The organism is Pseudomonas sp., from assembly GCF_051660785.1.
In the GTDB taxonomy this organism is placed as follows: Bacteria; Pseudomonadota; Gammaproteobacteria; order Pseudomonadales; family Pseudomonadaceae; genus Aquipseudomonas.
On record NZ_JBOFQE010000004.1, the window covers coordinates 1 to 24,849 of the forward strand.

Here is a 24,849-nt window from a genome sequence, read left to right on the forward strand (position 1 = left end):
CACCGCCGCTCCCACAGGGTTTATGTCGAATGCAAAATGGGAGAACGGCACAAAACCTGTGGGAGCGGCGGTGCGACGATTCGACTTGCCCGCGATGGGGCCACCTCGGCCTAAATGGATAACCGCAACGCCAGCGCCGCCAACGTCACCAACAACACCGGCACCGTCAACACAATCCCGACCTTGAAGTAATACCCCCAGCCAATCTGAATATTCTTGCGCTGCAGTACATGCAACCACAGCAACGTCGCCAGGCTACCAATCGGGGTAATCTTCGGCCCCAGATCGCTGCCAATGACGTTGGCATAAATCATCGCCTCCTTCACCACGCCCGTGGCCTGGCTTGCATCGATCGAGAGCAGACCAATCAATACCGTCGGCAAGTTATTCATCATCGACGACAACAGCGCCGTCAGCACGCCCGTGCCCATGGCCGCGCCCCAAACGCCGTAGTTCGCGAACGCGTCCAGCCATCCCGCCAGATACCCGGTGAGTCCGGCGTTGCGCAGGCCATACACCACCAGGTACATGCCCAACGAGAAAATCACGATCTGCCACGGCGCTTCTTTCATCACCTTGCGCGTGGAAATCTTGTGTCCACGGGCGGCGATGGCCAGCAGCAACGCCGCGCACACGGCGGAAATGGCGCTGATCGGAATACCCAGCGGTTCAAGGGCAAAGCAGCCGAGCAGAAGAATCACCAGTACCGCCCAACCGGCATAAAACGTCGCCTTGTCGTGGATCGCGGTCGACGGATGTTCCAGTTGTTCGGGGTCGTAATCCTTGGGAATGTCGCGACGGAAAAACCACATCAGCATCGCCAGCGTGGCGGCGACACTGACGACGTTGACCGGAATCATGATCGCTGCATAGCGGTTGAAGGTGATATTGAAGAAGTCCGCCGAAACGATGTTCACCAGGTTCGACACCACCAGCGGCAGGCTCGCGGTGTCGGCGATGAACCCGGCACCCATCACAAACGCCAGGGTCGCCGCCGGGGAAAAGCGCAACGCCAGCAGCATGGAAATCACGATGGGCGTCAGAATCAGCGCCGCACCGTCATTGGCGAACAACGCCGACACCAGCGCCCCGAGCAGCACCATATAAGCGAAGAGTTTGCGCCCGCTGCCTCGCCCCCAACGGGCGACGTGCAACGCTGCCCAGGCAAAGAACCCCGCCTCGTCCAGCAGCAGGCTGATGATGATTAGCGCCACGAAGGTGCCGGTGGCGTTCCAGATGATCTGCCACACGATCGGGATGTCACCCAGATGCACGACCCCGAAAATCAGCGCCAGCACTGCGCCGAATACCGCACTCCAGCCCACACCCAGGCCTTTGGGTTGCCAGATCACCAAGGTGATGGTCAGCAGAAAAATCAGCGACGCGATGAGCATGCGGAGCAGCCTTAAAAAGAAAAATCGGGAATTAGCAGCAGCGAACCGGGCGGTCAGCCATTGACTGCAAACGGTCGACATCAGCGGCCAGCCATTCAGCGTGATCAGCCAATGCGCCTTGCAACAGCGTGATGACCCACGGCGACAATTGCGGGTGCAGGCGATAAAAAACCCACTGCCCCTGACGACGATCCGCCAGCAGGCCATTGCTGCGCAACTGCGCCAGATGACGAGAGATCTTTGGCTGGCTGAGGTCCAGCCCGGCCGTCAATTCACACACGCACAACTCGCCTTCACGGGCGATCAGCAGTGCGATGCGACTGCGCGTGTCATCGGCCAGGGCCTTGAAAATATCGACAGGACTGCGGGAGCTGGACATGACGGGACACGCCTCTGGACAAACGAGGCGTGAATATATGGAATTTCGAATATTCAGTAAAGCAAAGACTGAGATGCGCGGATTATGTAGCAGCTGCCGAGCAGCGCGCTGTGGCGAGGGGATTTATCCCCGTTCGGCTGCGCAGCAGTCGTAAATCCTGAACGCACGGTCTGTCTGATGCACCGCGTCGCTTGATTTCACGACTGCTGCGCAGCCGAACGGGGATAAATCCCCTCGCCACAGGGCAGCTGCTACAGAGATTTCCGGTCACTCTTTTTTGTGCTGTTCGACCCACTTGCCATAAGCATCGATAAATTTCTGCAAAAACGGCCTCACTGATTCAGACAATTTGCCCGCCTCATCGAACGCCGAGCCGGCATTGTTCAGATAAGCTTCCGGTTGTTGCATGCACGGCACGTCCAGAAACACCATGGACTGGCGCAAGTGATGGTTGGCCCCAAATCCGCCGACAGCGCCCGGCGAAACGCTGATCACCGCCCCGGGCTTGCCACTCCAGGCGCTTTTGCCATACGGACGCGATCCCACATCGATTGCATTCTTCAGGGGCGCCGGCACCGAGCGGTTGTATTCTGGGGTGACGAACAGCACTGCGTCGGATGAACTCACTTGTTGCCGGAAAGTGCTGTAGGCTGCCGGCGGTGAAGCTCCATCGATATCTTCGTTGTAGAGCGGCAGATCGCCGATTTCGACGATAGTGAGCTTGAGATTGGCAGGCGCCAGGTCGGCCAGGGCCAGCGCAACCTTGCGGTTGATCGATTCCTTTCTCAAGCTGCCGACCAGTACGGCGATCGTGTAGACGTTGCTCATGGAAGATTCTCGACTGTTCGATGGAAAGACTTGTAGTTATAGATGACGAATCACCCAGTGGGCTGATGAATTCACGCCCCTGACTATTTTTTTCCTGTAGGAAAACTTACTTCGCTTAACCACGGTCTACAGAACCGCAAATTGAGTGATTTATCTCCAGAGGTTCTAAGCAGATGGCAGCAGTACTCGTCGGTCAGTTCCATGCAAGAGACGCGGAAGGCCGCGTTTATTCCGTGCATGAGTTCCAGGAATCCACCCCCTCGCCTGACGGCCTCACTGGCTCGGTGCCTGTGACCACCTACAAACTGGCCATTGGCGATCGCGTCAACAAGCTCGACGACAACCAGTTTCTGCTGGTGCAATCGAACATCACCATCGTGCGCGAACCCGACACCTACGTCGGCAGCCGGCCGGAAATCACTACCGCTTCATAACCCTGCGTTATGAGCAGAAGTCATATGCGCGCACTTGAGTTAGGATTCAGTCACTGACTCCCTCACCTGCTGAACATGGACTTCACGCATGCGTCTACGTCATATCGAAGTGATCCACGCGCTCTTGCAGACCGGTCACCTGGGCACCGCCGCCGAATGGCTGCAGTTGCCGGTGGCCGAAGTCGAAGGCATTTTGCGCGACGCCGAGGATCAGTTGGGATTCATGCTGTTTTCCAGCGTGCGTGGACGTCTGCAGGCAACACGTGAGGCGCGGGAGCTGCAGGTCGAAATCGCCCACGTCTACGATGCACTTGAGCCAGTCCAGCGTCTGGCCAGCAGCCTCAAGCAATATCAGGCGCACCCGCTGCGCATCATCTGCACCCCGCCGCTGGCTCAACAATTATTGCCCCACAGCATCGCCGCACTGCGCCGACGCCTTCCTGATGCGCCCTGCACTCTGCTGAGCCAACCCACCCGCGAGATCGTCAGAAGCCTGCTGCTGCGTGAAAGCGATCTGGGGCTGAGCCTGCATGATCCCGACCACGCCGACATTCATTGCCAGGTGATCGCCCAAGGCAAACTTCAGCTATTGGCGCCCCATGGCTGGCTACAGCCCAAACAGAAATACATTTCGTTGCAGGATCTGGCCGGACAGTCGATGGTCGGCCTGGAAGGTCATGACCCGTTGAGTCCGGCGCTCGAAAACAAGCTGCATGCCTTGCGCCCTGCCCCGGTCATCCAGACCCGGGTGCAGACGCATCAGATGATGCGCAGCATGGTCGAGGCCGGTGAAGGCCTGGCGATCGTCGACCCGTTCACCGCCCTCGGTGCCAAATCCAGTGGCCTGGATGCCTGCCCCTTGGCGCCTGCGGTGCCGATCAGCATGTACGCCCTGACCCTGAAGAACGGCGAGCCAATGCCGGCCGTTCAGGTGTTGCTGGAGATCATCACGGAACAAGCCGCGGCGATGTTGTCGAGCTGAGCGGGTTTTCCAGCGGATTATCGAACAAGCGATACCAGAACAGCGCCACTTCAGCCGTGTTCGGGTCGATACCGCGATAACGCAGATGATCGATCCCGCCAATCACGAAACCGCAGCGCTCATACAGTCGACAGGCCCCCAGATTGTTGTTCTGGGTTTCTAGCATGATGCCCGGCAGCTTCTTCTTGCGACTCCAGAACTGCGCCACGTCCAGCAACGCCTTGGCCACCCCATGCCGGCGCGCCGGTGCATGCACGGCCAACTCGTCGATATGGGCAAAGCCGTTCCAATTGGTGCTCACTACCAGATGGCCGACAGGCGCGTCATCGAGGTAGGCCATGAAAATCGCACTGTCGGCGGCCTCGCGGAAGCTGCTGAATTCCTCGGGATCAATGCCGTAGCACTTTCGATAAGGGGTGATCGGCGTTACCGGCCACTGCTCCACCGGTTTGCCGACTTGCGCTGCGCCATAGGCCGCGACTTCAAAACTGAAATCGCTGCCCCAGATATAGGGCGCGAAACCCTCATCGGCGACACGCACCGAGAGGCCTGGGTATTTGGGATTCATGATCGGTTGCATACTCGGGAAGGTCCTCATTCCTTGATGCAATCAACGGTGTAGTGCCGTCCATTGCCCTCGTCTTCGTGTTGCAGTCCATGCACATCTACGACAAACCCGGGGAAGCTACTGTCGAACGTGCGAGCGAACGACAGGTAATCAATGATCGACCGGGTCGACTCGGTAAACCGCTCACCGGGCATGATCAACGGGATGCCCGGCGGATACGGCACGAGCATCACCGCTGCAATTCGCCCGTCCAGGGCATCGATCGACACCGCCTCCACTTCACCACGCACCAATTGATCATAGGCGTCAGCCGGCTTCATGGCGATTTCCGGCAGCACGGTATACATGCGCTTGAGGTGTTTGGCCGTGGCATTACTGCGATAACAGGCGTGCAGTTGATCGCACAAATCGCGCAAACCCATGCCCTGATAACGCGCCACATTCTGTTGCGCCACGCACGGCAGGCACGTTGCCAGACTGACGTTGGCGTCGTAACTGCGCTTGAACTCCAGCAGCTCGGTCAACAGCGTGCTCCATTTACCCTTGGTAATGCCCATCGAGAACAGCACCAGGAATGAATACAGGCCGGTCTTCTCGACCACCAAGCCTCGCTCCCACAGAAACTTGCTGACCACTGCCGCCGGAATCCCGCGCTCGCTCAGTGCACCACCCGCGGTCAGGCCGGGCATGACCAGGGTGACCTTGATCGGATCGAGCAACACGTAATCGTCGGTCACGCCGCCAAAACCGTGCCAGTCGGCGTCGGGTTGCAGCAGCCAGTCTTCGGTAACCACACGCTCGATGCCTTCCACGGAAGGCGGCTGCCAGATGGAAAACCACCAGTCATCCGCAGCGATGTGCTGACGCAGATTGGCCAGTGCCCGGCGAAAGCTCAGGGCCTCGTCGAACATCTCCTGCAACAGCGAACGCCCCGCCGGGCCTTCCATCATTGCCGATGCAACGTCCAGCGACGCGATGATGCTGTACTGCGGCGACGTCGATATGTGCATCATGAACGCTTCATTGAAGCGGTCGCGGTCCAGTTGCCGCGCGCCGCCATCCTGGACATGAATCATTGAGGCCTGGCTGAACGCGGCCAACAGTTTGTGCGTGGAATGCGTGGTGAACACCAGCGGGCTGTCCTCGCCACGGGAGGTGCCCATGCCGTAGCGGCCGGCGAAAAACTCGTGGAACGCTGCATAGGCGTACCAGGCCTCGTCGAAATGCAGCACCTCGACACTGTTGCCCAATTGCTGCTTGATCAGCTCGGCGTTGTAGCACAGACCGTCGTAGGTGGAATTGGTCACCACCGCCAACTTGACCTTGGGCTCACGGCCACGGGTCAGCGGGCTGGCGTCGATTTTCGTCTTGATCGATTCGCGGCTGAATTCGCTCAGCGGAATCGGGCCGATGATCCCCAGCTCATTGCGCTCCGGGCACAGGTACAGCGGAATTGCGCCGGTCATGATGATCGAGTGCAGCACCGACTTGTGGCAGTTGCGATCCACCAGCACCAGGTCGTCGCGAGCGACCATCGAATGCCAGACGATTTTGTTGGCGGTCGAGGTGCCATTGATCACGAAGAACGTGTGATCGGCGCCGAAATTGCGCGCAGCCCTGGCTTCCGCTTCAGCAAGAGGGCCTGTGTGATCGAGCAGGGAGCCCAGTTCCGGCACCGATACCGACAGGTCCGAACGCAGCGTATTTTCCCCGAAAAACTGATGAAACGCCTGCCCGACCGGGCTTTTGTGGTACGCCACTCCGCCGCCATGACCGGGAGTGTGCCAGGAATAATTGGAATCAGCCGTGTGCTGCACCAGCGCCTTGAAAAAGGGTGGGAGCAACCCATCAAGGTATTTGCGGGCTGCCCGGGCCACTTGCCGGGCCAGGAACGGCACGGTGTCTTCGAACAGATAGAGAATGCCGCGCAGCTGATTGAGCTCGGCCATGGCATCGGCCGGGGCGTTTTCCAGCGTGACCTGTTCGCCCAGCGCGAAGATCGGCAAGTCCGGCGCACGCACCCGCGCGAGGCCGATCAGCTCAGCCATATTGTGTAACAAATGAGAATCAGCGCTGGCGTCTTCTGCGGCAATCAACATGCAGGAGAGGCCGTGATGGGTCGAAGCGACGAGCCGCCCCTCGGTGTAATCCACCGCCGAAACGATGCTGAAGCCTTCCTGCTCGAGCTCCCGGGCGATACCACGCACGCGGTCACCGGCGACGGTGTCGGCCTTGATGTCGCGGTGGACAATAAGGACCGGAAATTTCAAATCTTTATACATGAGGCTCAGTGTCCTGAGGCTGCAGACCGAGGCCTGCCAATAACCTCAGGGTAGAGGGTTCAAGCGCATGTGGCGAGCGTCGATGCCCCGAAGCGGGTCAATGAGTGCACCATCATGTGGCCATCAATCTTGATGCTGTCGGTAATGATCTGTGGCGAGGGAGCTTGCTCCCGCTCGGTTGCGAAGCAGCCGCCAATCCTGCGAACTCTGTGCATCTGAAGGAATGCTGGGGGCCGCTTCGCAGCCCAACGGGAGCAAGCTCCCTCGCCACAAAAGCTCTCACCGTACCAACATCTGACAGGTCAAGCCTGCGCCTTGGCCTCGGCCAGTTGCTGCCACAGTGACGGGGCGCCGGCGGACTTGGCGATGGCTTCCAGTCGCGCCACGTGCCGGGCCAGGTCGTCTTCGCTGGCGGGGATAATGCGAGTCGGCTGACGATCGGCCGGCAAGCGGCGGATCTCCGTGGCCGAGTTGTCCGCACCTTCACCGGAACCGTTGCCGTCCGAGGCGTTACCGGCCAGCGACAGGCTGGTCTGGCCACCGGTCATGGTCAGGTAAACGTCGGCGAGGATCTCGGAGTCGAGCAAGGCGCCGTGGAGTTCACGGCCAGAGTTGTCGACGCCATACCGTTTGCACAATGCGTCGAGGCTGTTGCGCTGCCCCGGGTGACGTTCCCGGGCCATCATCAGGGTGTCGAGGATCGAGCAGTGTTGCGTGATGTCCGCACGATCGTGCTGGCCCATCAGGGCGAATTCGTTGTTGATAAAGCCAACGTCGAACGCCGCGTTATGGATGATCAGCTGCGCGCCCTTGATGAACTCGAAAAATTCATCGGCCACTTCAGTGAAACGCGGTTTGCCCACGAGGAATTCGTTGGTGATGCCGTGGACGCCGATAGCGCCTTCGTCACTCTCGCGATCCGGTTGCAGGTAAACGTGGAAATGCCGGCCCGTCAGGCGCCGACCGATCAACTCGACACAACCGATTTCGATAATCCGGTGGCCGTCGGTCACCGGCATGCCGGTGGTTTCGGTATCGAGTACAACGGATCTGGTGGCCATCAGTGCTCAGCTCTCAACGGGTCAATCGTGCAAAAGCGGCGATGTTAACACGCTCGCGGGATTCAGCGCGCGCACAGCCAAGTGACTGCCGCTCATGCAGTTTTTAACAATCGTTAGCAATGTTCATAAAGTCTGGAACAGAACGGATTGATAGCTTGCGGGCTCGTTTCCAAGGGATTGAGTCCGCCATGAAGATCGCACGAATTCTATTATTGAGTACCTGTCTGCTGGGAACAGGAGCCCAGGCTACAAGCTTCGTGATCAGCACGGACGTGACGGTGAGTCTGACCATGAGCTCGACCAAGGGCACGAGCGGTTCATTCAGCGACGACAAGATTGTGCTGGCGACGAAGGACGATGCGGCGGCGTTTGTGGCAAGCGAGGGGGCGATTCGCGGGGCGCGGATCGAGGCGGCGTTTTTGCGGATTCGCGGAGCAGTCGCCGAGGAGTATTCGGATCAACAACTGGCCACCGCCATCCTGATGCTGTGACGCCCCGTAGGAGCGAAGCTTGCTCGCGAAGAACGATAATGCGGCCTCTCAGTTACACCGCGGCGCCTTCTTCGCGGGCAAGCCTCGCTCCCACAGGGATCGGTGGAATCATCAAGCCTGCTTGTACCCGCGCACTTCATCCACGCCACGGTTGGCCAGTTGGTCAGCCCGTTCGTTGCCGTGGTGGCCGATGTGCCCGCGCACCCATTTCCAGGTGACGTTGTGGCGGTTGACCTGCTCATCCAGCAATTTCCACAAGTCAGCGTTTTTGACCGGTTCCTTCGCTGCCGTTTTCCAGCCGCGCTTCTTCCAGTTGTCCATCCACTCGTTGATGCCTTTCATCACGTACTGGGAGTCGGTCACCAGCAACACGTCGCAAGAGCGCTTGAGCTCTTCCAGGCCGCGGATCGCGCCCATCAGCTCCATGCGGTTGTTGGTGGTATTGGCTTCGCCGCCCCACAGTTCCTTTTCAACGCCTTTGCACACCAGCAATGCGCCCCAGCCGCCTGGGCCAGGGTTGCCTTTGCAGGCGCCGTCAGTGAAGAGTTCTACGCTATCGCTCATGCCAATCTATCCAGAAAATGCGGTGGCTCGCCGATCAGTGACCGACGATGCCCGAGGCCGGGGCGAACCCGGCCGGGAAATAAAAAATGTATTACGGTTCGATGTTACGACGATTGACCTTGGCCATTGGCAACGGGATCAGTTTGCCCATCGGTTCGCGACGTTCCTGACGCACCGGGCGCAGGCCCACGACGATCTTGCGCGCCACCAACAAATAGAAGCCTCCGCCAGACAATTGCCAGTCACCGGCCTTGCGTTCCCAGCCGGCCAGACGAGCCTGCCAGGCGGGTGACGCAAGCGGCGGACGATAGCACCCGAAGCGGCGTTTCTCCAGCGCGAAGCCCAGTAGATTCAGCCAGTCGCCGACCCGCGACGGCGAGATACAGCGCGCCTTGCGCAAGCCGTCATGGGCGAACACGTGACGCAAGCCCCAAGTGCTCCAGGGATTGATCCCGATGATCAGCAAGTGCCCGCCGGGCCGCACGCTGCTCGCCGCTTCACGCAGCAAACCGTGGGGCGACAGGCAGAAATCCAGACCGTGCTGCATCACCACCACATCAGCGGCGTGCTCGCTCAACGGCCAGGCCTGCTCTTCGCAGACGATCTCGACACCCGGCAACGGCGCACCGAGCCGCACATTGCGTTGTACTTGCGGTGCAGACGGCGGCGTCTGGGCCGACGGACCGTAATGCACCAGGTAGCCACCGAAGAAGCGCCCCAGCTCGTCTTCGAGCATGCGCCGCTCTTCGTCCAGCAAAAATTGCCCGATGGGCCCGGACAGCCATTCACGGGCCGCGCTGATCAAATTCAGCCACTCAGGATCGGCCTGAGCGAACGCTTTATCGGTCATTGCATTCTCCAACGCGCCAGGAAGTTCTAAGATGCGCCATTGTTTTCCGCTTGGCGAATCCGACGATGATACAGATCAGTGCCCTGCCCGCCTTCACCGACAACTACATCTGGTTGTTACAAGACCACAGCACCCAGCACTGCGCCGTGGTCGATCCGGGTGATGCCGCGCCCGTGCAAGCCTGGCTGGCGGCGCATCCAGGTTGGGTGTTGAGCGATATTCTGGTCACTCATCACCATCATGATCATGTCGGCGGCGTCGAGCAGCTGAAAAAAGCGACGGACGCGAAAGTCTACGGCCCGGCCAGCGAAACCATCCCGGCGCGGGACGTCGCGCTCAAGGATAACGACCGTGTCAGCGTGCTGGGCTGGGACTTCGACGTCTTCGCTGTTCCCGGACACACCCTGGGACATATTGCCTACTACCATCACGGCCTGCTGTTCTGCGGCGACACTCTTTTTGCCGCCGGTTGCGGGCGCTTGTTCGAAGGCACGCCGGAGCAAATGCACACCTCGCTGAGCCGCCTCGCTGGTCTGCCGGAAGATACGCTGGTTTACTGCACCCACGAATACACACTGAGTAATTTGAAGTTTGCCGCAGCGGTCGAACCTGGCAATCATGACACGGCCGTACGTCTGGAAAAAGTCACCGCGCAACGTGAAGCCGGAATCATGACGCTGCCCTCTACTTTGGCGCTTGAAAAGCTTACCAACCCGTTTTTGCGTGTTGAAGAAACATCCGTTAAAGAAAAAGTGGACGAACGGATGGGAACCCAAAACCGGGCTCCGAGTGCGGTCTTTGCTGCTCTTCGGGCTTGGAAAGATAAGTTCTAAGTAGCCACCTCGTTGGTACAAAAATTCTGAATGGTTGACCGCAAGGGGTGCGCTTTCTAGAATCGCCCGACATTTTTGCCCGGAACTTACTTCCAGCCAATGTCGTCACCTATTCGAAAAGCCATCAATTCAGACGCATTGACCCGCCTGGCTCAAGCCATAGCGGTGGCTGTGTCCGCCACTCTGGCGGGCTGTTCCAGCCATGTGCCGCAAACCGAAGCGACACACGTTCCGAATATTGCCGCGCGAGCCAAGCAGAAACCAATCTGGCTCACCGAAAAACCCACACCGCAAATTCCACAGGATGTCTGGGAGCGCATGCGCCAGGGCTTCCAGCTGCAGGACAACCTGGGCGTCAACCCGCGCATCGAGCAACAGCGCCTGTGGTTCGCCAGCAACCCGTCCTTTCTTGAAAACGCCGGCGAACGCGGCAGCCTCTACATTCACTACATCGTCGAACGCCTTGAAGAACGCAACATGCCGCTGGAGCTGGCGCTGCTGCCAGTGATTGAAAGTGCCTACAACCCCATGGCCTATTCCCGGGCCGACGCGGTGGGTCTTTGGCAGTTCATTCCTTCTACCGGCCGTTACTTCAATCTGCGTCAGACCCGTTTTTATGATGGCCGTCGCGACATCACCGCCTCGACCACCGCTGCCATGGATTACCTGACCCGCCTGCACGACATGTTCAACGGTGACTGGTTGCTGGCCCTGGCGGCCTACAACGCTGGCGAAGGTACGGTCAGTCGCGCGATCGAACGCAATGAAAAGCTCGGCCTGCCGACCGATTACTGGAACTTGCCGCTGCCCGCCGAAACCCAGGCGTACGTGCCGAAACTGCTGGCCTTGTCCCAGGTCGTGCTGGCCCCCGAAGCGTATGGCGTGAACCTCAACCCTATCGCCAACGAACCCTACTTCCAGGTCGTCGAAATCAACCAGCGCATGGACCTGTCCAAGGTTGCCGCGGTGGCCAACATCGACGAAGACGAGTTGTTCCAGCTCAACCCGGCCTTCAAACAGCGCACCACCATCGATGGCCCCCAGCATTTGCTGGTGCCAACCTCCAAGGCGCAACTGCTGACCGCCAGCCTCTCGACCATGCGTCCCGAGGAATTGATCAGCAAGAAAGCACTGAAGCCGGTTTTCGAAGGCGCTGATGAATCTGAAATCGCCAGCCTCAAACGTGCCTACCGCGTCAAACGCGGCGACAACCTGGCCGCCATCGCCAAGGCCAACAAGGTCGACGTCAAGGACCTGCAGCGCTGGAACAAGATGACCGGCAAGAACTTAAAGGTCGGCCAGACGCTGGTGATGCAAGACACCAACAAGCGCAGCAGCAGCGGCGGTCGCGTCAACACCGTCGTGGCGGCGAACAGCAAGACCAACAGCAAAGCCGCCAAGGAAAAGCCGCAGACCCAATACAAGGTCCAGCAAGGCGATTCGCTGTATATGGTTGCCAAACGTTTCAACGTCGAGATGCAGCATCTCAAGCGCTGGAACCCGCGCGTTGGCCAGGCGCTGAAGCCTGGGCAGATGTTGACCGTATCTTCGCCACGCTAAAAACGAGCCCCTGACTTCAGGGGTTTTTTTTGCCCCAAAGTCTTGCTCAAGCCCCTGTAGCACCTGGCGAAGTGTGGCGAGGAGATTTATCCCCGTTGGGCTGCGAAGCGGCCCTCAGCATTTCATTCGCACTACGCATTTATAGGGTTTACGACTGCTGCGCAGCCGAACGGGGATAAATCCCCTCGCCACAGTTCGCCAGCTGCTACAGGGGCCGCATGTGTAAATAACAACGCATTAACCCCCCGTCTTTTTCCTGTCGATACAAGCTGTTACTGTACGGCCCACTAAGCCCAAGCCGCCTGGATCGGATCTCTGACTTGAAGCGTCCCCTCCTCCTCTTCCTGATCAGCCTGGCCTTGAGCTCCCCCGCAAGCGCGACGATCAGCGAAAGCCACGGTTATGCGCAATTCGGCACGCTCAAGTACCCGGCCAGATTTACCCACTTCGACTGGGTCAACCCGCAAGCGCCCAAGGGCGGTACCTTGCGGGTGATGGCGTTTGGCACCTTCGATACGCTCAATCCCTACACGTTCAAGGGTTCAAGCCCGGTTTCCACCCCCAATTTCCTGCAATACGGCATCAACGAGCTCAATGAACCGTTGATGGTCGGCACTGGCCAGTACGCGCCGTCCGGCGATGAGCCGACCTCCAGTTATGGGCTGATCGCCCAGTCGGTGGAATACAGCGAAGACCGCAGCTGGGTCGTGTTCAACCTGCGACCCGAGGCGCGGTTCCACGATGGCACGCCCATCACCGCCTACGACGTGGCGTTTTCCTACCGTTTGCTGCTCAAGGAAGGTCACCCGCAATACCGCACCAGCCTTCAGGAAGTGTTGCGGGTCGACATCCTCAACCCGCAGCGCATTCGATTCGTCTTCAAGCGCGCCGGCAATCCGTTGCAAATCCTGCGCCTGGGCGAGTTGCCGGTATTGCCGCAGCATTACTGGAAAGGTCGTGACTTCAAGGCCACCACCTTCGAACCGCCACTGGGCAGTGGGCCGTATCGCATCACGTCGGTAACGCCAGGGCGTCAGATCATTTTCGAACGGGTCAAGGATTACTGGGGCAAAGACCTGCCGGTCAATCGCGGCAAATACAACGTCGACCGCATGGAAGTCGAGTTCTACCGCGACAGTGATGTGGCCTTCGAAGCGTTCAAGGCCGGCGAATTCGACATCTACATCGAGCACCAGGCGAAGAACTGGGACAACGGTTACAACTTCCCGGCCGTGCGCCGCGGCGACGTGATCAAGGCGCAGATCCCGCACCAGATTCCGACCCAGACCCAAGGCCTGTTCATGAACAGCCGGCGCCTGACCTTCTCCGAGCCCAAAGTCCGTGAAGCGCTGGGTCTGATGTTCGACTTCGAGTGGACCAACCGCACGCTGTTCAGCGGCGCCTACAAACGCGCCATGAGCTACTACCCCAACAGCGAGTTTTCCGCGACGGGCCTGCCGGTCGGTCACGAATGGCTGATGCTCAAGCCGTACCGCGAGCAGTTGCCCGCCAGACTCCTCACCGAGCCGTTCAGCCTGCCGAAGACCGATGGACGCGGCATTCCCCGGGAAACCATGCGAAAAGCTCTGGCGCTACTCGCCGAGGCTGGGTGGAAGCTCAACGGGCAACGGATCGAGAACGCCAAAGGCCAACCGCTCAAGCTGGAGATCCTGCTGGTCAACCCGAACCTGGAACGCATCCTTCAACCTTACGTCGAGAACCTCTCCAGCATTGGCGTCGACGCGCGGCTGCGCACGGTCGATCGCGCCCAGTACAAACAACGCCTGGATCAGTTCGATTTCGACATGATCCTGATGACGCTCAACCAGACCCTCAGCCCGGGCCTGGAGCAATGGCAGTATTTCCATTCCAGCCAGGTCGGGGTCAAGGGCAGTAAAAACTACGCCGGCATCGCCAACCCGGTGGTCGATCACTTGCTCGAACAATTACTCGCCGCGCAGACCCGCGACGAACAAGTCGCCGCCGGCAAAGCCCTGGACCGGGTCTTGCTGTGGCAGCACTACATCATTCCCAACTGGTATATCAATTATCACCGCCTGGCCTACCGCAACCGGTTCGCCTTTGTCGCCACGCCGCCCTACACCCTGGGCCTCTCCGCGTGGTGGCTGAAATCTTCGGAGAAAGATCGATGAAACCCGTACGCGCCCTGCTGTTGCAGGCCAGCGGTCTGCTGTTCGCCGGGCTGGCCTGCGCCGCCCCGCAACATGCCGTGACCCTGTACAACGAGCCGCCGAAATACCCGGCCGATTTCAAACATTTCGACTACGTGAACCCCGACGCCCCCAAGGGCGGGATCTTTCGCCAGGCCGGGTTCGGCGGCTTCGACAGCCTCAACCCGTTCATCAGCAAAGGCGTGCCGGCCGACGACATCGGCATGATCTACGACACCCTGGCCAAACAGGGTCTGGACGAACCGTTCACCGAATACGGGCTGGTCGCCGGCAAGATCGAGAAAGCCCCGGACAACAGTTGGGTACGTTTTTACCTGCGTCCTGAAGCGCGCTTCCACGACGGTCACCAGATCCGCGCCGAGGACGTGGTGTTCAGCTTCCAGATGCTGACCAAGGACGGCGCCCCGCTCTATCGCGGTTACTACAGTGATGTCGAGGAAGCGGTCGCCGAAGACCCGCTCACCGTGCTGTTCAAGTTCAAGCACAGCAACAACCGCGAACTGCCGCTGATCCTCGGCCAGTTGCCGGTGCTGCCGAAGCACTGGTGGACGAACCGCGATTTCAACAAGGGCAACCTTGAAATCCCGTTGGGCAGCGGCCCCTACAAGGTCACCGAAGTGAAGGCCGGGCGCTCGATACGCTATGAGCGGGTCAAGGATTACTGGGGCAAGGACCTGCCGGCCAACCGTGGCTTCTACAACTTCGACGTGATGACCACCGACTACTACCGCGACAACACCGTGGCGCTGGAAGCCCTCAAGGCCGGGCAGTTCGATTTCTGGCTGGAAATGAGTGCGAAGAACTGGGCCAACGCCTACAACATCCCGGCGGTCACCGAAGGCCGATTGAACAAGGAACAGATCCCCAACGGCAACCCGACCGGCATGCAGGGCTTTGTGTTCAACCTGCGCCGCCCGGTGTTCCAGGACGTGCGCGTGCGCCAGGCGTTCACGTTGTTGCTGGACTTCGAGTGGACCAACAAGCAACTGTTCAACGGCGCCTATGTGCGCACCCGCAGTTTCTTCGAAAACTCGGAAATGGCCGCGACCGGCCTGCCCGACGCGGACCAACTGACGATCCTCGACCCGTTCCGCGGCAAGATCCCCGAGCAGGTGTTCAGCGAAGCGTTCCAGAACCCGATGACCGACGCCAGCGGCATGATCCGCACCCAGCAGCGCAAGGCCTACCAGCTGCTGCAGGAGGCTGGCTGGCGGATCGTCGACGACAAGATGGTCGACGCCAACGGCAAGCCGGTGACCATCGAGTTCCTGCTCGCCCAGACCGAATTCGAACGTGTGCTGCTGCCGTTCAAGCGCAACCTCAGCGACCTGGGCATTGACCTGGTGATCCGTCGGGTCGATGTCTCGCAATACATCAACCGCGTGCGCTCACGGGACTTCGACATGATCGTCGGCAGCTTTCCGCAGTCCAACTCGCCGGGTAATGAACAGCGCGAATTCTGGATGTCCGCCGCCGCCGACAAACCCGGCAGCCGAAACTCCATGGGCCTCAAGGATCCGGTAGTCGATCAACTGGTCGAGCAACTGATCAATGCCGATTCGCGCAAAAGCCTGGTCGCCCACGCCCGGGCACTGGACCGCGTGCTGCAATGGGGCTATTACGTGATCCCCAACTGGCACATCAAAACCTGGCGCGTAGCTTACTGGAACCACATCGGTCACCCGAAAGTCTCGCCCAAGTACGACATCGGCACGAACACCTGGTGGGTCAAGCCTGACGCGACACCGGCGATAGAAGTCGAAACCCAACTGCAAGCCGACCCTGCGGGCACGGAGTAATCAGATGCTGGTGTATATTTTTCGGCGACTGTTGCTGATCATTCCGACCCTGCTCGGCATTTTGCTGATCAACTTCGTGATTATCCAGGCCGCCCCCGGTGGGCCGGTGGAGCAGATGATCGCCAAGCTCGAAGGCTTCGAAGGCGCCACCAGCCGCATTGCCGGCGGCGGTGCCGAAGTCTCGGTGGCCGGTTCCGCCTACCGCGGCGCGCAAGGCCTGGACCCGATGCTGGTCAAGGAAATCGAGCACATGTACGGCTTCGATAAATCGGCGCCGGAACGCTTGTGGATCATGATCAAGAACTACGCCACGCTGGACTTCGGCGACAGCTTCTTTCGCGACGCCAAGGTCATCGACCTGATCAAGGAAAAGATGCCGGTATCGATCTCGCTCGGGCTGTGGAGCACGCTGATCATGTACCTGGTGTCGATCCCGTTGGGAATCGCCAAGGCCACGCGACACGGCAGCCACTTCGACGTCTGGACCAGTTCGTTGATCATCGTCGGCTACGCGATCCCGGCGTTCCTCTTCGCCATCCTGCTGATCGTGGTGTTTGCCGGCGGCAGCTACCTGGACTGGTTTCCGCTCAGGGGACTGACGTCGAACAACTTCGATGAAATGAGCACGGGCGGCAAGATCCTCGATTACTTCTGGCACCTGGCATTGCCGGTGACAGCACTGGTGATCGGCAACTTCGCGACCATGACCCTGCTGACCAAAAACAGCTTCCTCGACGAAATCAACAAACAATACGTGGTCACCGCCAAGGCCAAAGGCCTGACCAATCACCGCGTGCTTTACGGTCACGTTTTCCGCAATGCCATGCTGTTGGTGATCGCCGGCTTCCCGTCGGCGTTTATCGGGATTTTCTTCACCGGCTCGCTGCTGGTGGAAGTGATTTTCTCGCTCGACGGACTCGGCTTGATGAGTTTCGAAGCGGCGATCAACCGTGATTACCCGGTGGTGTTCGGCACGCTGTTTATCTTCACCTTGCTCGGCCTGGTGGTGAAATTGATCGGTGACCTGACCTACACCTTTGTCGATCCGCGCATCGACTTCGAAAGCCGGGAGCATTGAGATGAATCTGTCCCCTCTCAATCGCCGACGTTTCGAACTGTTCAAGGCCAACAAGCGTGGCTGGTGGTCGCTGTGGCTGTTTCTGGTGCTGTTCGGCCTGAGCCTCGGTGCCGAGCTGATTGCCAACGACAAACCGCTGGTGGTGCATTACGACAATGGCTGGTATTTCCCGGCGCTCAAGCGCTACCCGGAAACCGCGTTCGGCGGCGAGTTCCCGCTGGAGGCCAACTACAAGAGCCCGTATATCCGCGAATTGCTCAAGGCCAAAGACGCCTGGGTGCTGTGGGCGCCGATCCCCTACAGTTACCAGAGCATCAATTACGACCTGAAAGTCCCGGCGCCCGCGCCACCGTCAGCCGACAATCTTTTAGGCACCGACGATCAGGGCCGCGATGTGTTGGCGCGGGTGATTTACGGCTTCCGGATTTCCGTACTGTTTGCCCTGACCCTGACCATTCTCAGCTCGATCATCGGCGTGATTGCCGGCGCCTTGCAGGGGTTCTATGGCGGCTGGGTGGATCTGGCCGGGCAGCGATTCCTGGAAATCTGGTCCGGGCTGCCCGTCCTGTATTTACTGATCATCCTCGCCAGTTTCGTGCAGCCTAACTTCTGGTGGCTGCTGGGGATCATGCTGTTGTTCTCGTGGATGAGCCTGGTGGACGTGGTCCGCGCCGAGTTCCTGCGCGGGCGCAACCTTGAATACGTGCGCGCGGCCCGGGCGCTGGGGATGCAGAATGGTGCGATCATGTTCCGCCACATCCTGCCCAACGCCATGGTTTCGACCATGACTTTCATGCCGTTCATCCTGACCGGCGCCATCGGCACCCTGACCGCCCTCGATTTCCTGGGTTTCGGTTTGCCGCCGGGCGCGCCGTCATTGGGTGAACTGGTGGCCCAGGGCAAATCCAACCTGCAAGCACCGTGGCTCGGTATGAGCGCATTTGCCGTTTTGGCGTTGATGTTGAGTTTGCTGGTGTTCATCGGCGAGTCCGCTCGCGATGCCTTCGACCCGAGGAAGTGAAATGAATCAGGACAATCTGATCGAAGTGCGCGACCTCGCCGTCGAATTCGTCGTCGGCGATCACTGTCAGCGGGTGGTGGAAGGCGTCAGCTTCGACATCAAACGTGGCGAAACCCTGGCCCTGGTCGGCGAAAGCGGCTCCGGCAAATCGGTGACCGCGCACTCGATCCTGCGCCTGCTGCCCTACCCGCTCGCCCGGCATCCGTCCGGGACCATCGAGTATTCCGGGCAAAACCTGCTGAGCCTGAAAGAGAAAACCATCCGCCACATCCGCGGCAACCGGATCGCGATGATTTTCCAGGAGCCGATGACCTCGCTCAATCCGCTGCACTCGATCGAGAAGCAGATCAACGAGGTCTTGGGCATTCACAAAGGCCTGATCGGCAAAGTCGCGACCAAACGCACGCTGGAGCTGCTGGAAATGGTCGGCATCCCGGAGCCGCACAAGCGCCTCAAGGCCCTGCCCCACGAATTGTCCGGCGGCCAGCGTCAGCGGGTGATGATCGCCATGGCCCTGGCCAACGAGCCGGAGCTGCTGATCGCCGACGAACCGACCACCGCGCTGGACGTGACCGTTCAGCTGAAAATCCTCGAATTGCTCAAGGAATTGCAGGCCCGTCTGGGCATGGCATTGCTACTGATCAGTCACGATTTGAACCTTGTGCGAAGAATTGCGCATCGCGTATGTGTCATGCAGCGCGGTTGCATCGTCGAACAGGCATCGTGCGAAGAGTTGTTCCGCGCGCCGCAGCATCCGTACACTCGAGAACTGCTCGCAGCGGAGCCCAGCGGCAAGCCGGCGACCAACGTGATTGGCCCGCCATTGCTGCAGGTCGAGGACCTGAAAGTCTGGTTCCCGATCAAGAAAGGCTTTCTGAAAAAGACCGTCGACCACATCAAAGCGGTGGACGGGATCAATTTCAGCCTGCCTCAGGGCCAGACCCTGGGGATTGTGGGAGAAAGCGGTTCGGGCAAGTCGACGCTCGGTCTGGCGATTTTGCGGCTGATCGGTAGCAAAGGCGCCATCCGTTTTGAAGGCAAGCAGCTAGACTGCCTGACGCAGGGCGAGGTTCGACCGCTGCGTCGGGAGATGCAGGTGGTGTTTCAGGACCCGTTCGGCAGCCTGAGCCCGCGGATGTGCGTGAGCCAGATCGTCGGCGAAGGCCTGCGGATCCACAAGATGGGCACCGAGGCGGAACAGGAACAAGCGATTATTGCGGCATTGAAGGAGGTAGGCCTGGACCCGGAAACCCGGAACCGCTACCCCCACGAATTTTCCGGTGGGCAGCGGCAGAGAATCGCCATTGCCCGGGCATTAGTGCTAAAACCGGCGTTGATTTTGCTGGACGAGCCGACGTCGGCCCTCGACCGCACCGTGCAACGCCAAGTGGTGGAGCTTTTGCGTTCACTGCAAACCAAGTACAACCTGACGTATCTGTTTATCAGCCATGACCTGGCTGTCGTCAAGGCGCTGAGCCACCAGCTGATGGTGGTCAAGCAAGGCCAAGTGGTCGAACAGGGAGACGCGCAAAGTATCTTTGCCGCCCCCCAACATCCGTATACACAGCAGTTGCTGGAAGCCGCTTTTTTGGCACCGGCCACTGCGCAATAACCTGAAAGAGAGGAGCAACACATGGGTTTTCTCGCCGGTAAGCGCGTACTGATCGTCGGTGTCGCCAGCAAGCTGTCCATCGCATCCGGCATTGCTGCCGCCATGCATCGCGAGGGCGCTGAGCTTGCCTTCACTTATCAGAACGACAAACTCAAGGGTCGTGTCGAAGAGTTCGCACAGAGCTGGGGTTCCAACCCTGACCTGTGCTTCCCGTGCGACGTGGCCAGCGATGAAGAAATCGCCAAGGTCTTCGTTGAGCTGGGCAAAAAGTGGGACGGCCTGGATTGCATCGTGCACTCCGTAGGCTTCGCCCCGGGCGACCAACTGGACGGCGACTTCACCGAAGCCACCACCCGTGAAGGTTTCCGCATTGCTCACGACATCAGCGCCTACAGCTTCGTGGCCCTGGCCAAGGCTGGCCGCGAAATGATGAAAGGCCGCAACGGCAGCCTGCTGACCCTGTCGTACCTGGGCGCCGAGCGCACCATGCCGAATTACAACGTGATGGGCATGGCCAAGGCTTCGCTGGAAGCTGGCGTGCGTTACCTGGCCGGTTCCCTGGGCCCGGATGGCACCCGCGTCAACTGCGTGTCGGCCGGCCCGATTCGTACTCTGGCTGCTTCGGGTATCAAGAACTTCCGCAAGATGCTGGCCGCCAACGAAGCGCAAACCCCGCTGCGTCGCAACGTCACCATCGACGAAGTCGGCAACGCCGGCGCCTTCCTGTGCTCGGACCTGGCGTCCGGCATCAGCGGCGAAATCATGTATGTAGACGGTGGTTTCAACACCACTGCGATGGGTAGCCTGGAAGAGTGATCTTTCGCTAGCCACTAAAAAACCCGCCAGTTTTGGCGGGTTTTTTTATGCCTGCAGTTTCAGACTTGCTGCAAATCCCCTGTGGGAGCGAGCCTGCTCGCGATAGCGGAATCACATTCAATAATGATCTCGACTGATACACCGCTATCGCGAGCAGGCTCACTCCCACATGGGTTTGTGGTTAGCTTTCGATTTGGGTGAGGCACCGGGCAAACAGCTGCTGAATCGGCTGTGCCCGCTGACTGTAGCGCTGCAACAGCACAATCTCCCGATAGAACGTCAATTCGCCCAACGGGATGATCCTGACCTTCGCCCCATGTTCAAGCCATAACCCGGCCTCGGGCAGCAGTGAGACGCCGAGTCCGCATTCAACCATCTTTACGATGGCCTCCAGCTCATCCAGCTCCAGTGCCACTTGCACATCAATCTGCTGTTCGCGCAAAAACCGCGTCACCAAGCGTCCGCCGAACGAGTTGCGGTCGTAGCGCACGTGCGGATGGCTCGCGAGGATCTGCAACGGGTCATCGCCCTCATGCTCCATCGGCACGATCAACACAAATGGTTCGCGGCGGATAACCTGCGCCGACAGTTCCTTGGGCAGTTCGAAGGGAGGCTTGATCAGGATCGCCAGATCCACCTCACCGGTATCGACCTGGCTCAACAGGTTCAGCGACACACCCGGCACCAGTTTTGGCTCCAGCAACGGCGCCTGCTGCCTTAACCGCAACAACGCCTGAGGCAACAGGCCGGTCTGAACCGTGGCTACCGCGCCAATTTTCAGTTCGCCGCGATACTCGCTGACATCATCGCTGACGGCCATCCGGCTAAACGTCTCGAGGATCTCCCGCGCCATCGGCAACGCCCGTTGTCCGGCAGCATTGAGGATCGCCTGACGTCCGGTGCGATCGAACAGGCGGATGCCCAGTGCCTGTTCCAGATTGCGTATCTGCGCGCTGACCGCCGACTGTGTCAGGCCGATGTGCATCCCGGCGGCTGCGAACGTGCCGTAGCGCGTGACGGCGATGAAGGTTTTCAGTTCACGCAACATTGGGTTCCCGACTGATCTAAATAATTTGAGCTCAGCGCAAAAACTATCGTCTTTCAATCAAAAAGCATAGCGCTAAACTCAGCCTCATCTCCTGACAATAAGAGGCGAATCCCCATGCAACTCTCTCCTTTTCACCTGGCTGTCCCGGTTTACGATTTGGCCGCTGCCCGGCGCTTCTATAGCGAAGTGTTCGGCCTGGAAGAAGGCCGCTCCAGCGACCACTGGGTCGACTTCAACTTTTTCGGCCATCAACTGGTGATTCACCTCGCGCCGAAAAACGCTTCTCAGGAAGCCGCGCACACCAATGCCGTGGACGGGCATAACGTGCCGGTGCCGCATTTCGGTGTGGTATTGCCGATGGCGGATTGGGAGGCGCTGGCCGAACGCTTGAAAGACCTCGATACGCGTTTTGTGATCGAGCCGGGCATCCGCTTTCAGGGTCTGGTGGGTGAACAAGCGACGATGTTTCTCTTCGATCCGTGCGGCAACGCGTTGGAGTTCAAGGCGTTCAAGGACATCAATCAGTTGTTCGCCAAATGATCCGTCCTACTCTCGACGCCACCTCCCTCAGTGAAGCGGTGGTCAGTGGTGATACGACCGCTGTCGCCATCGCCGAAACCTTTCTTGAGCGCATTCAGGCGCAGGAGCCGGACATCCAGGCATTCGTCGCCTTCGACGCCCGGCAAGTACGCGCCGATGCTGCGCAGAACAATGGCCGTGGCCTGCTGGCCGGCGTCCCCGTAGGCATCAAGGACATCTTCGACACCGCGGCCTACCCTACGCAATTCTTCTCGCCCATCTACACCGACCATCAACCGTCCAGGGACGCTCACGTAGTGACCCTGCTGCGCCAGGCCGGGGCGCTGATCATGGGAAAGACGCACACCACCGAGTTTGCCTACATGCACACCGGTCCGACCCGCAATCCCCACGACCTCGCTCGCACGCCAGGCAGCTCCAGCGCGGGTTCGGCAGCCGGGATGGCGGCGGGTTTCTTTGCCTTGGCGCTGGGCACCCAGACCGCAGGTTCATTGCTCAAGCCGGCATCTTATTGCGGCCTCTTCGCTTACAAACCATCGCTGGGACTGGTATCGCTGGAAGGTGTAAAACCGCTGGCGCCGAGCTTCGACACCGTGGGCTGGTATGGACGATCGGTGCGCGATCTGCACCTTGTGGCGCGGGTGTTGATTCCCGGTTTTGCCGTGCCGGACGTCGAGCGGCGTCCACTGCGACTGGGTTTCTGCCGCACGGCGCGCTGGGATCAGGTGGACTCCGAGGTAGCCCACGATTTGGAGCAAGCAGCGGATCAGTTGCGCAGTGCCGGCCATCAGGTGAGCGAACTGCAACTGCCCGACGAATTTGCCGGTGTATTCGACGACCATCTGCTGATCAACGATTGCGAAGGTGCCCGCTCGCTGACCAAGGAATTTCAACAACACCGGGCACAATTGAGCCCTTCGATACTGGCCATGTTCGAGCGGGCAGCGGCAACAACCTGGGAGCAGGAAACCGCTGCCAAGGCGCGCCTGGCCAAACTTGGCCCCCGCTTGACTGAGCTTTGCCAACCCTTCGACGCCATGCTCGGCGCCTCGTGCGGGATGGTTGCACCGATGGGTCTGGAAAGCACCGGACCGTCTGATTTCATCAAGTTCTGGGGGGCGTTTGGCTGGCCGCAGGTCAATATTCCGCTGGCCCGCGCAAAAGGCAGTTTACCGATCGGTTTGCAGATGATCGGCAAATTCAGGGATGACGGTCGGCTACTGCGAACCGCCGGGCACGTTGCAGCGGTCTTGCAAAGCACCACTCAGGCTCAAGAATGACGAGTGTCGTGCATTGCCTTGTCTGCCAACGCCAACAAGTCTTGCGCAGTCTGGTTGAGCCGGGCATCGAACTCGACCTGGTCAATGCTGTAGTGAATGGCAAAACTGCGATTCGCCGTGGCATTGCGCTCGCCGAGTATTTCTCCGAGGCGTGCCATGATCGCGCACAGTTCGACAACGCTGGAACCCGTCAGCAAGGCGACAAACTCATCGTCACCCAGCCGGCCAATCACATCGCTTTCGCGAAAGGCGATCCGCAGCACGTCGGCAAAGGTTTTCAGGGCGTTGTCGCCTTCTGTCCGCCCGTACAGGTAGTTGATTTGCTTGAAATTATCGAGGTCGAAAAACAGCAGCGTCGCGGGGATTCCCAACTGCTGGCAGGCGTCCAGCCCTTGTTGGGCCAGCGCTGTAAAACCGTGGCGGTTGGGCAGCAACGTCAACTCGTCCATGCTCGCCATCTGCACGCCCATCAGTTCTTGCTCGGCCTTGCGGGCCAGATCGCGCAGCAATTCACGTTCCTGATGTGGCGAACGCGTCGGGTCGGTGCAAGCACTTCGCTTGCCCGGTTTGCCTGGGATCAGCATCACTTACTCCATTGGCGGATATGAACTTTAGAGTCGTGCATACCCGGTTTGACTCCCTGTTAACGGACCGCCGGTCAAATGCCCTCCACCGGACACGGCCCTCCAGCGTCCGCCCACAGCTTGAACTGGCTGACGAAAATGTCGTGCGGCACCGGCACCGGCGCCCTTCCCTCACCCGGATTCCAGCCCCAGAGCACCAGTTTGTCTTCGCTGACGTGCTTGATCAGTGCGGCGAAATCACGGTCACCGTTACTGGAACGGTCCTTGATCATCGCGCACAACTTGTTGGCTGGCAGACCGATCCAGGCCATTTTGTGTGCGGCGGGCGGCAAGCTCCAATGCGGCGCCCCCGGTGGCGCATTCGGCCCGTAACTGGCAGGCGGATTGGCCTCGGCGTGACAGGTCGCGCAGGGCAAACCGGCGGCGCCCTTGCCGTCCATGCCGCGTACGACATTCATCGCGTGTGGAATGCCAGCGTCGAACTGCAACGGCGAATCGCCCGGTATATGACAGTTCTGGCAGCGCGGACTCTGGAACACCTTCTGCACCGTATCAAACGCCTTGATGGCTTCCTTGTCGTCAGCTAACACGTGCTCGGTATAGACAGCCAGGCCGATCAACACCACCGTGCCAAGAATCAGATGTCGTTTCAT

The 24,849-nt window shown here is 59.6% G+C and carries 24 protein-coding genes; 13 read left to right on the forward strand and 11 right to left on the reverse strand.

What is annotated here, in order from left to right; all coding sequences use genetic code 11:
* Window positions 1-110: 110 nt before the first annotated feature.
* The 3 genes from ACRC4F_RS00970 to ACRC4F_RS00980 form a co-directional block, all read right to left on the reverse strand.
* A complete protein-coding gene (locus ACRC4F_RS00970; RefSeq protein WP_438657688.1) occupies window positions 111-1,394 on the reverse strand; it encodes an arsenic transporter in 1,284 nt (427 codons plus the stop codon).
* 31 nt (window positions 1,395-1,425) lie between these two features.
* On the reverse strand, window positions 1,426-1,773 hold the full coding sequence (locus ACRC4F_RS00975; RefSeq protein WP_438657689.1) for a metalloregulator ArsR/SmtB family transcription factor: 348 nt from the start codon (window positions 1,771-1,773) through the stop codon (window positions 1,426-1,428).
* A gap of 267 nt (window positions 1,774-2,040) precedes the next feature.
* A complete protein-coding gene (locus ACRC4F_RS00980) occupies window positions 2,041-2,601 on the reverse strand; it encodes an NADPH-dependent FMN reductase (RefSeq protein ID WP_438657690.1) in 561 nt (186 codons plus the stop codon).
* Between the two features lie 173 nt (window positions 2,602-2,774).
* Between ACRC4F_RS00980 and ACRC4F_RS00985 the strand changes: the two genes are divergently transcribed.
* Window positions 2,775-3,035: a hypothetical protein gene (locus tag ACRC4F_RS00985; RefSeq protein WP_438657691.1), complete on the forward strand. Its 261-nt coding sequence runs from the start codon at window positions 2,775-2,777 to the stop codon at window positions 3,033-3,035.
* Between the two features lie 88 nt (window positions 3,036-3,123).
* On the forward strand, window positions 3,124-4,017 hold the full coding sequence (locus ACRC4F_RS00990; protein WP_438657692.1) for a LysR family transcriptional regulator: 894 nt from the start codon (window positions 3,124-3,126) through the stop codon (window positions 4,015-4,017).
* On the opposite strand, the gene ACRC4F_RS00995 is transcribed toward ACRC4F_RS00990, so the two are convergent.
* The 3 genes from ACRC4F_RS00995 to dnaQ form a co-directional block, all read right to left on the reverse strand.
* Window positions 3,983-4,597: a GNAT family N-acetyltransferase gene (locus tag ACRC4F_RS00995; protein ID WP_438657693.1), complete on the reverse strand. Its 615-nt coding sequence runs from the start codon at window positions 4,595-4,597 to the stop codon at window positions 3,983-3,985. The genes ACRC4F_RS00990 and ACRC4F_RS00995 overlap by 35 nt on opposite strands.
* Before the next feature lie 14 nt (window positions 4,598-4,611).
* Window positions 4,612-6,867, reverse strand: a complete 2,256-nt coding sequence (locus tag ACRC4F_RS01000; RefSeq protein WP_438657694.1) for an Orn/Lys/Arg decarboxylase N-terminal domain-containing protein — start codon at window positions 6,865-6,867, stop codon at window positions 4,612-4,614.
* 302 nt (window positions 6,868-7,169) lie between these two features.
* A complete protein-coding gene (gene dnaQ, locus ACRC4F_RS01005) occupies window positions 7,170-7,928 on the reverse strand; it encodes a DNA polymerase III subunit epsilon (RefSeq protein ID WP_403097283.1) in 759 nt (252 codons plus the stop codon).
* Window positions 7,929-8,116: 188 nt separating this feature from the next.
* Between dnaQ and ACRC4F_RS01010 the strand changes: the two genes are divergently transcribed.
* Window positions 8,117-8,419 carry a DUF2388 domain-containing protein gene (locus tag ACRC4F_RS01010; protein WP_438657695.1) on the forward strand — a complete coding sequence of 101 codons (303 nt, stop codon included), beginning with the start codon at window positions 8,117-8,119 and terminating at the stop codon, window positions 8,417-8,419.
* Between the two features lie 111 nt (window positions 8,420-8,530).
* On the opposite strand, the gene rnhA is transcribed toward ACRC4F_RS01010, so the two are convergent.
* Window positions 8,531-8,983, reverse strand: coding sequence for a ribonuclease HI (rnhA, locus tag ACRC4F_RS01015; protein ID WP_008028618.1), 453 nt, complete (start codon window positions 8,981-8,983; stop codon window positions 8,531-8,533).
* 91 nt (window positions 8,984-9,074) lie between these two features.
* The gene (locus ACRC4F_RS01020; RefSeq protein WP_438657696.1) at window positions 9,075-9,833 is read right to left on the reverse strand and encodes a class I SAM-dependent methyltransferase; all 759 of its coding nucleotides are present in this window, start codon (window positions 9,831-9,833) and stop codon (window positions 9,075-9,077) included.
* 65 nt (window positions 9,834-9,898) lie between these two features.
* Between ACRC4F_RS01020 and gloB the strand changes: the two genes are divergently transcribed.
* The 8 genes from gloB (at window position 9,899) to fabI (ending at window position 20,744) form a co-directional block, all read left to right on the forward strand.
* Window positions 9,899-10,666 carry a hydroxyacylglutathione hydrolase gene (gloB, locus tag ACRC4F_RS01025; RefSeq protein ID WP_438657697.1) on the forward strand — a complete coding sequence of 256 codons (768 nt, stop codon included), beginning with the start codon at window positions 9,899-9,901 and terminating at the stop codon, window positions 10,664-10,666.
* A gap of 99 nt (window positions 10,667-10,765) precedes the next feature.
* Window positions 10,766-12,226 (forward strand): transglycosylase SLT domain-containing protein, encoded by a 1,461-nt coding sequence (locus tag ACRC4F_RS01030; RefSeq protein WP_438657698.1) that lies wholly within the window; start codon window positions 10,766-10,768, stop codon window positions 12,224-12,226.
* Between the two features lie 320 nt (window positions 12,227-12,546).
* Window positions 12,547-14,379 carry an extracellular solute-binding protein gene (locus tag ACRC4F_RS01035; RefSeq protein ID WP_438657699.1) on the forward strand — a complete coding sequence of 611 codons (1,833 nt, stop codon included), beginning with the start codon at window positions 12,547-12,549 and terminating at the stop codon, window positions 14,377-14,379.
* A complete protein-coding gene (locus ACRC4F_RS01040) occupies window positions 14,376-16,217 on the forward strand; it encodes an extracellular solute-binding protein (protein WP_438657700.1) in 1,842 nt (613 codons plus the stop codon). Before ACRC4F_RS01035 ends, ACRC4F_RS01040 begins: the two co-directional genes overlap by 4 nt.
* A 4-nt stretch (window positions 16,218-16,221) precedes the next feature.
* Entirely contained in the window at window positions 16,222-17,295 is a 1,074-nt protein-coding gene (locus tag ACRC4F_RS01045) for a microcin C ABC transporter permease YejB (protein ID WP_438657701.1), read from the forward strand.
* Window position 17,296: 1 nt separating this feature from the next.
* A complete protein-coding gene (locus tag ACRC4F_RS01050) occupies window positions 17,297-18,316 on the forward strand; it encodes an ABC transporter permease (protein WP_010459784.1) in 1,020 nt (339 codons plus the stop codon).
* A 1-nt stretch (window position 18,317) separates the two neighbouring features.
* A complete protein-coding gene (locus ACRC4F_RS01055) occupies window positions 18,318-19,928 on the forward strand; it encodes an ABC transporter ATP-binding protein (protein WP_438657702.1) in 1,611 nt (536 codons plus the stop codon).
* 21 nt (window positions 19,929-19,949) lie between these two features.
* Window positions 19,950-20,744, forward strand: a complete 795-nt coding sequence (fabI, locus tag ACRC4F_RS01060) for an enoyl-ACP reductase FabI (RefSeq protein WP_008152082.1) — start codon at window positions 19,950-19,952, stop codon at window positions 20,742-20,744.
* Window positions 20,745-20,925: 181 nt separating this feature from the next.
* Here fabI and ACRC4F_RS01065 read toward each other — a convergent pair whose 3' ends face one another.
* Window positions 20,926-21,792: a LysR family transcriptional regulator gene (locus ACRC4F_RS01065; RefSeq protein ID WP_438657703.1), complete on the reverse strand. Its 867-nt coding sequence runs from the start codon at window positions 21,790-21,792 to the stop codon at window positions 20,926-20,928.
* 114 nt (window positions 21,793-21,906) lie between these two features.
* Between ACRC4F_RS01065 and ACRC4F_RS01070 the strand changes: the two genes are divergently transcribed.
* The gene (locus ACRC4F_RS01070; protein WP_438657704.1) at window positions 21,907-22,332 is read left to right on the forward strand and encodes a VOC family protein; all 426 of its coding nucleotides are present in this window, start codon (window positions 21,907-21,909) and stop codon (window positions 22,330-22,332) included.
* Entirely contained in the window at window positions 22,329-23,612 is a 1,284-nt protein-coding gene (locus ACRC4F_RS01075) for an amidase (RefSeq protein WP_438657705.1), read from the forward strand. The genes ACRC4F_RS01070 and ACRC4F_RS01075 overlap by 4 nt, the downstream gene beginning before the upstream one ends.
* On the opposite strand, the gene ACRC4F_RS01080 is transcribed toward ACRC4F_RS01075, so the two are convergent.
* A complete protein-coding gene (locus ACRC4F_RS01080) occupies window positions 23,603-24,196 on the reverse strand; it encodes a GGDEF domain-containing protein (protein WP_438657706.1) in 594 nt (197 codons plus the stop codon). The genes ACRC4F_RS01075 and ACRC4F_RS01080 overlap by 10 nt on opposite strands.
* Before the next feature lie 74 nt (window positions 24,197-24,270).
* Entirely contained in the window at window positions 24,271-24,849 is a 579-nt protein-coding gene (locus tag ACRC4F_RS01085) for a hypothetical protein (protein ID WP_438657707.1), read from the reverse strand.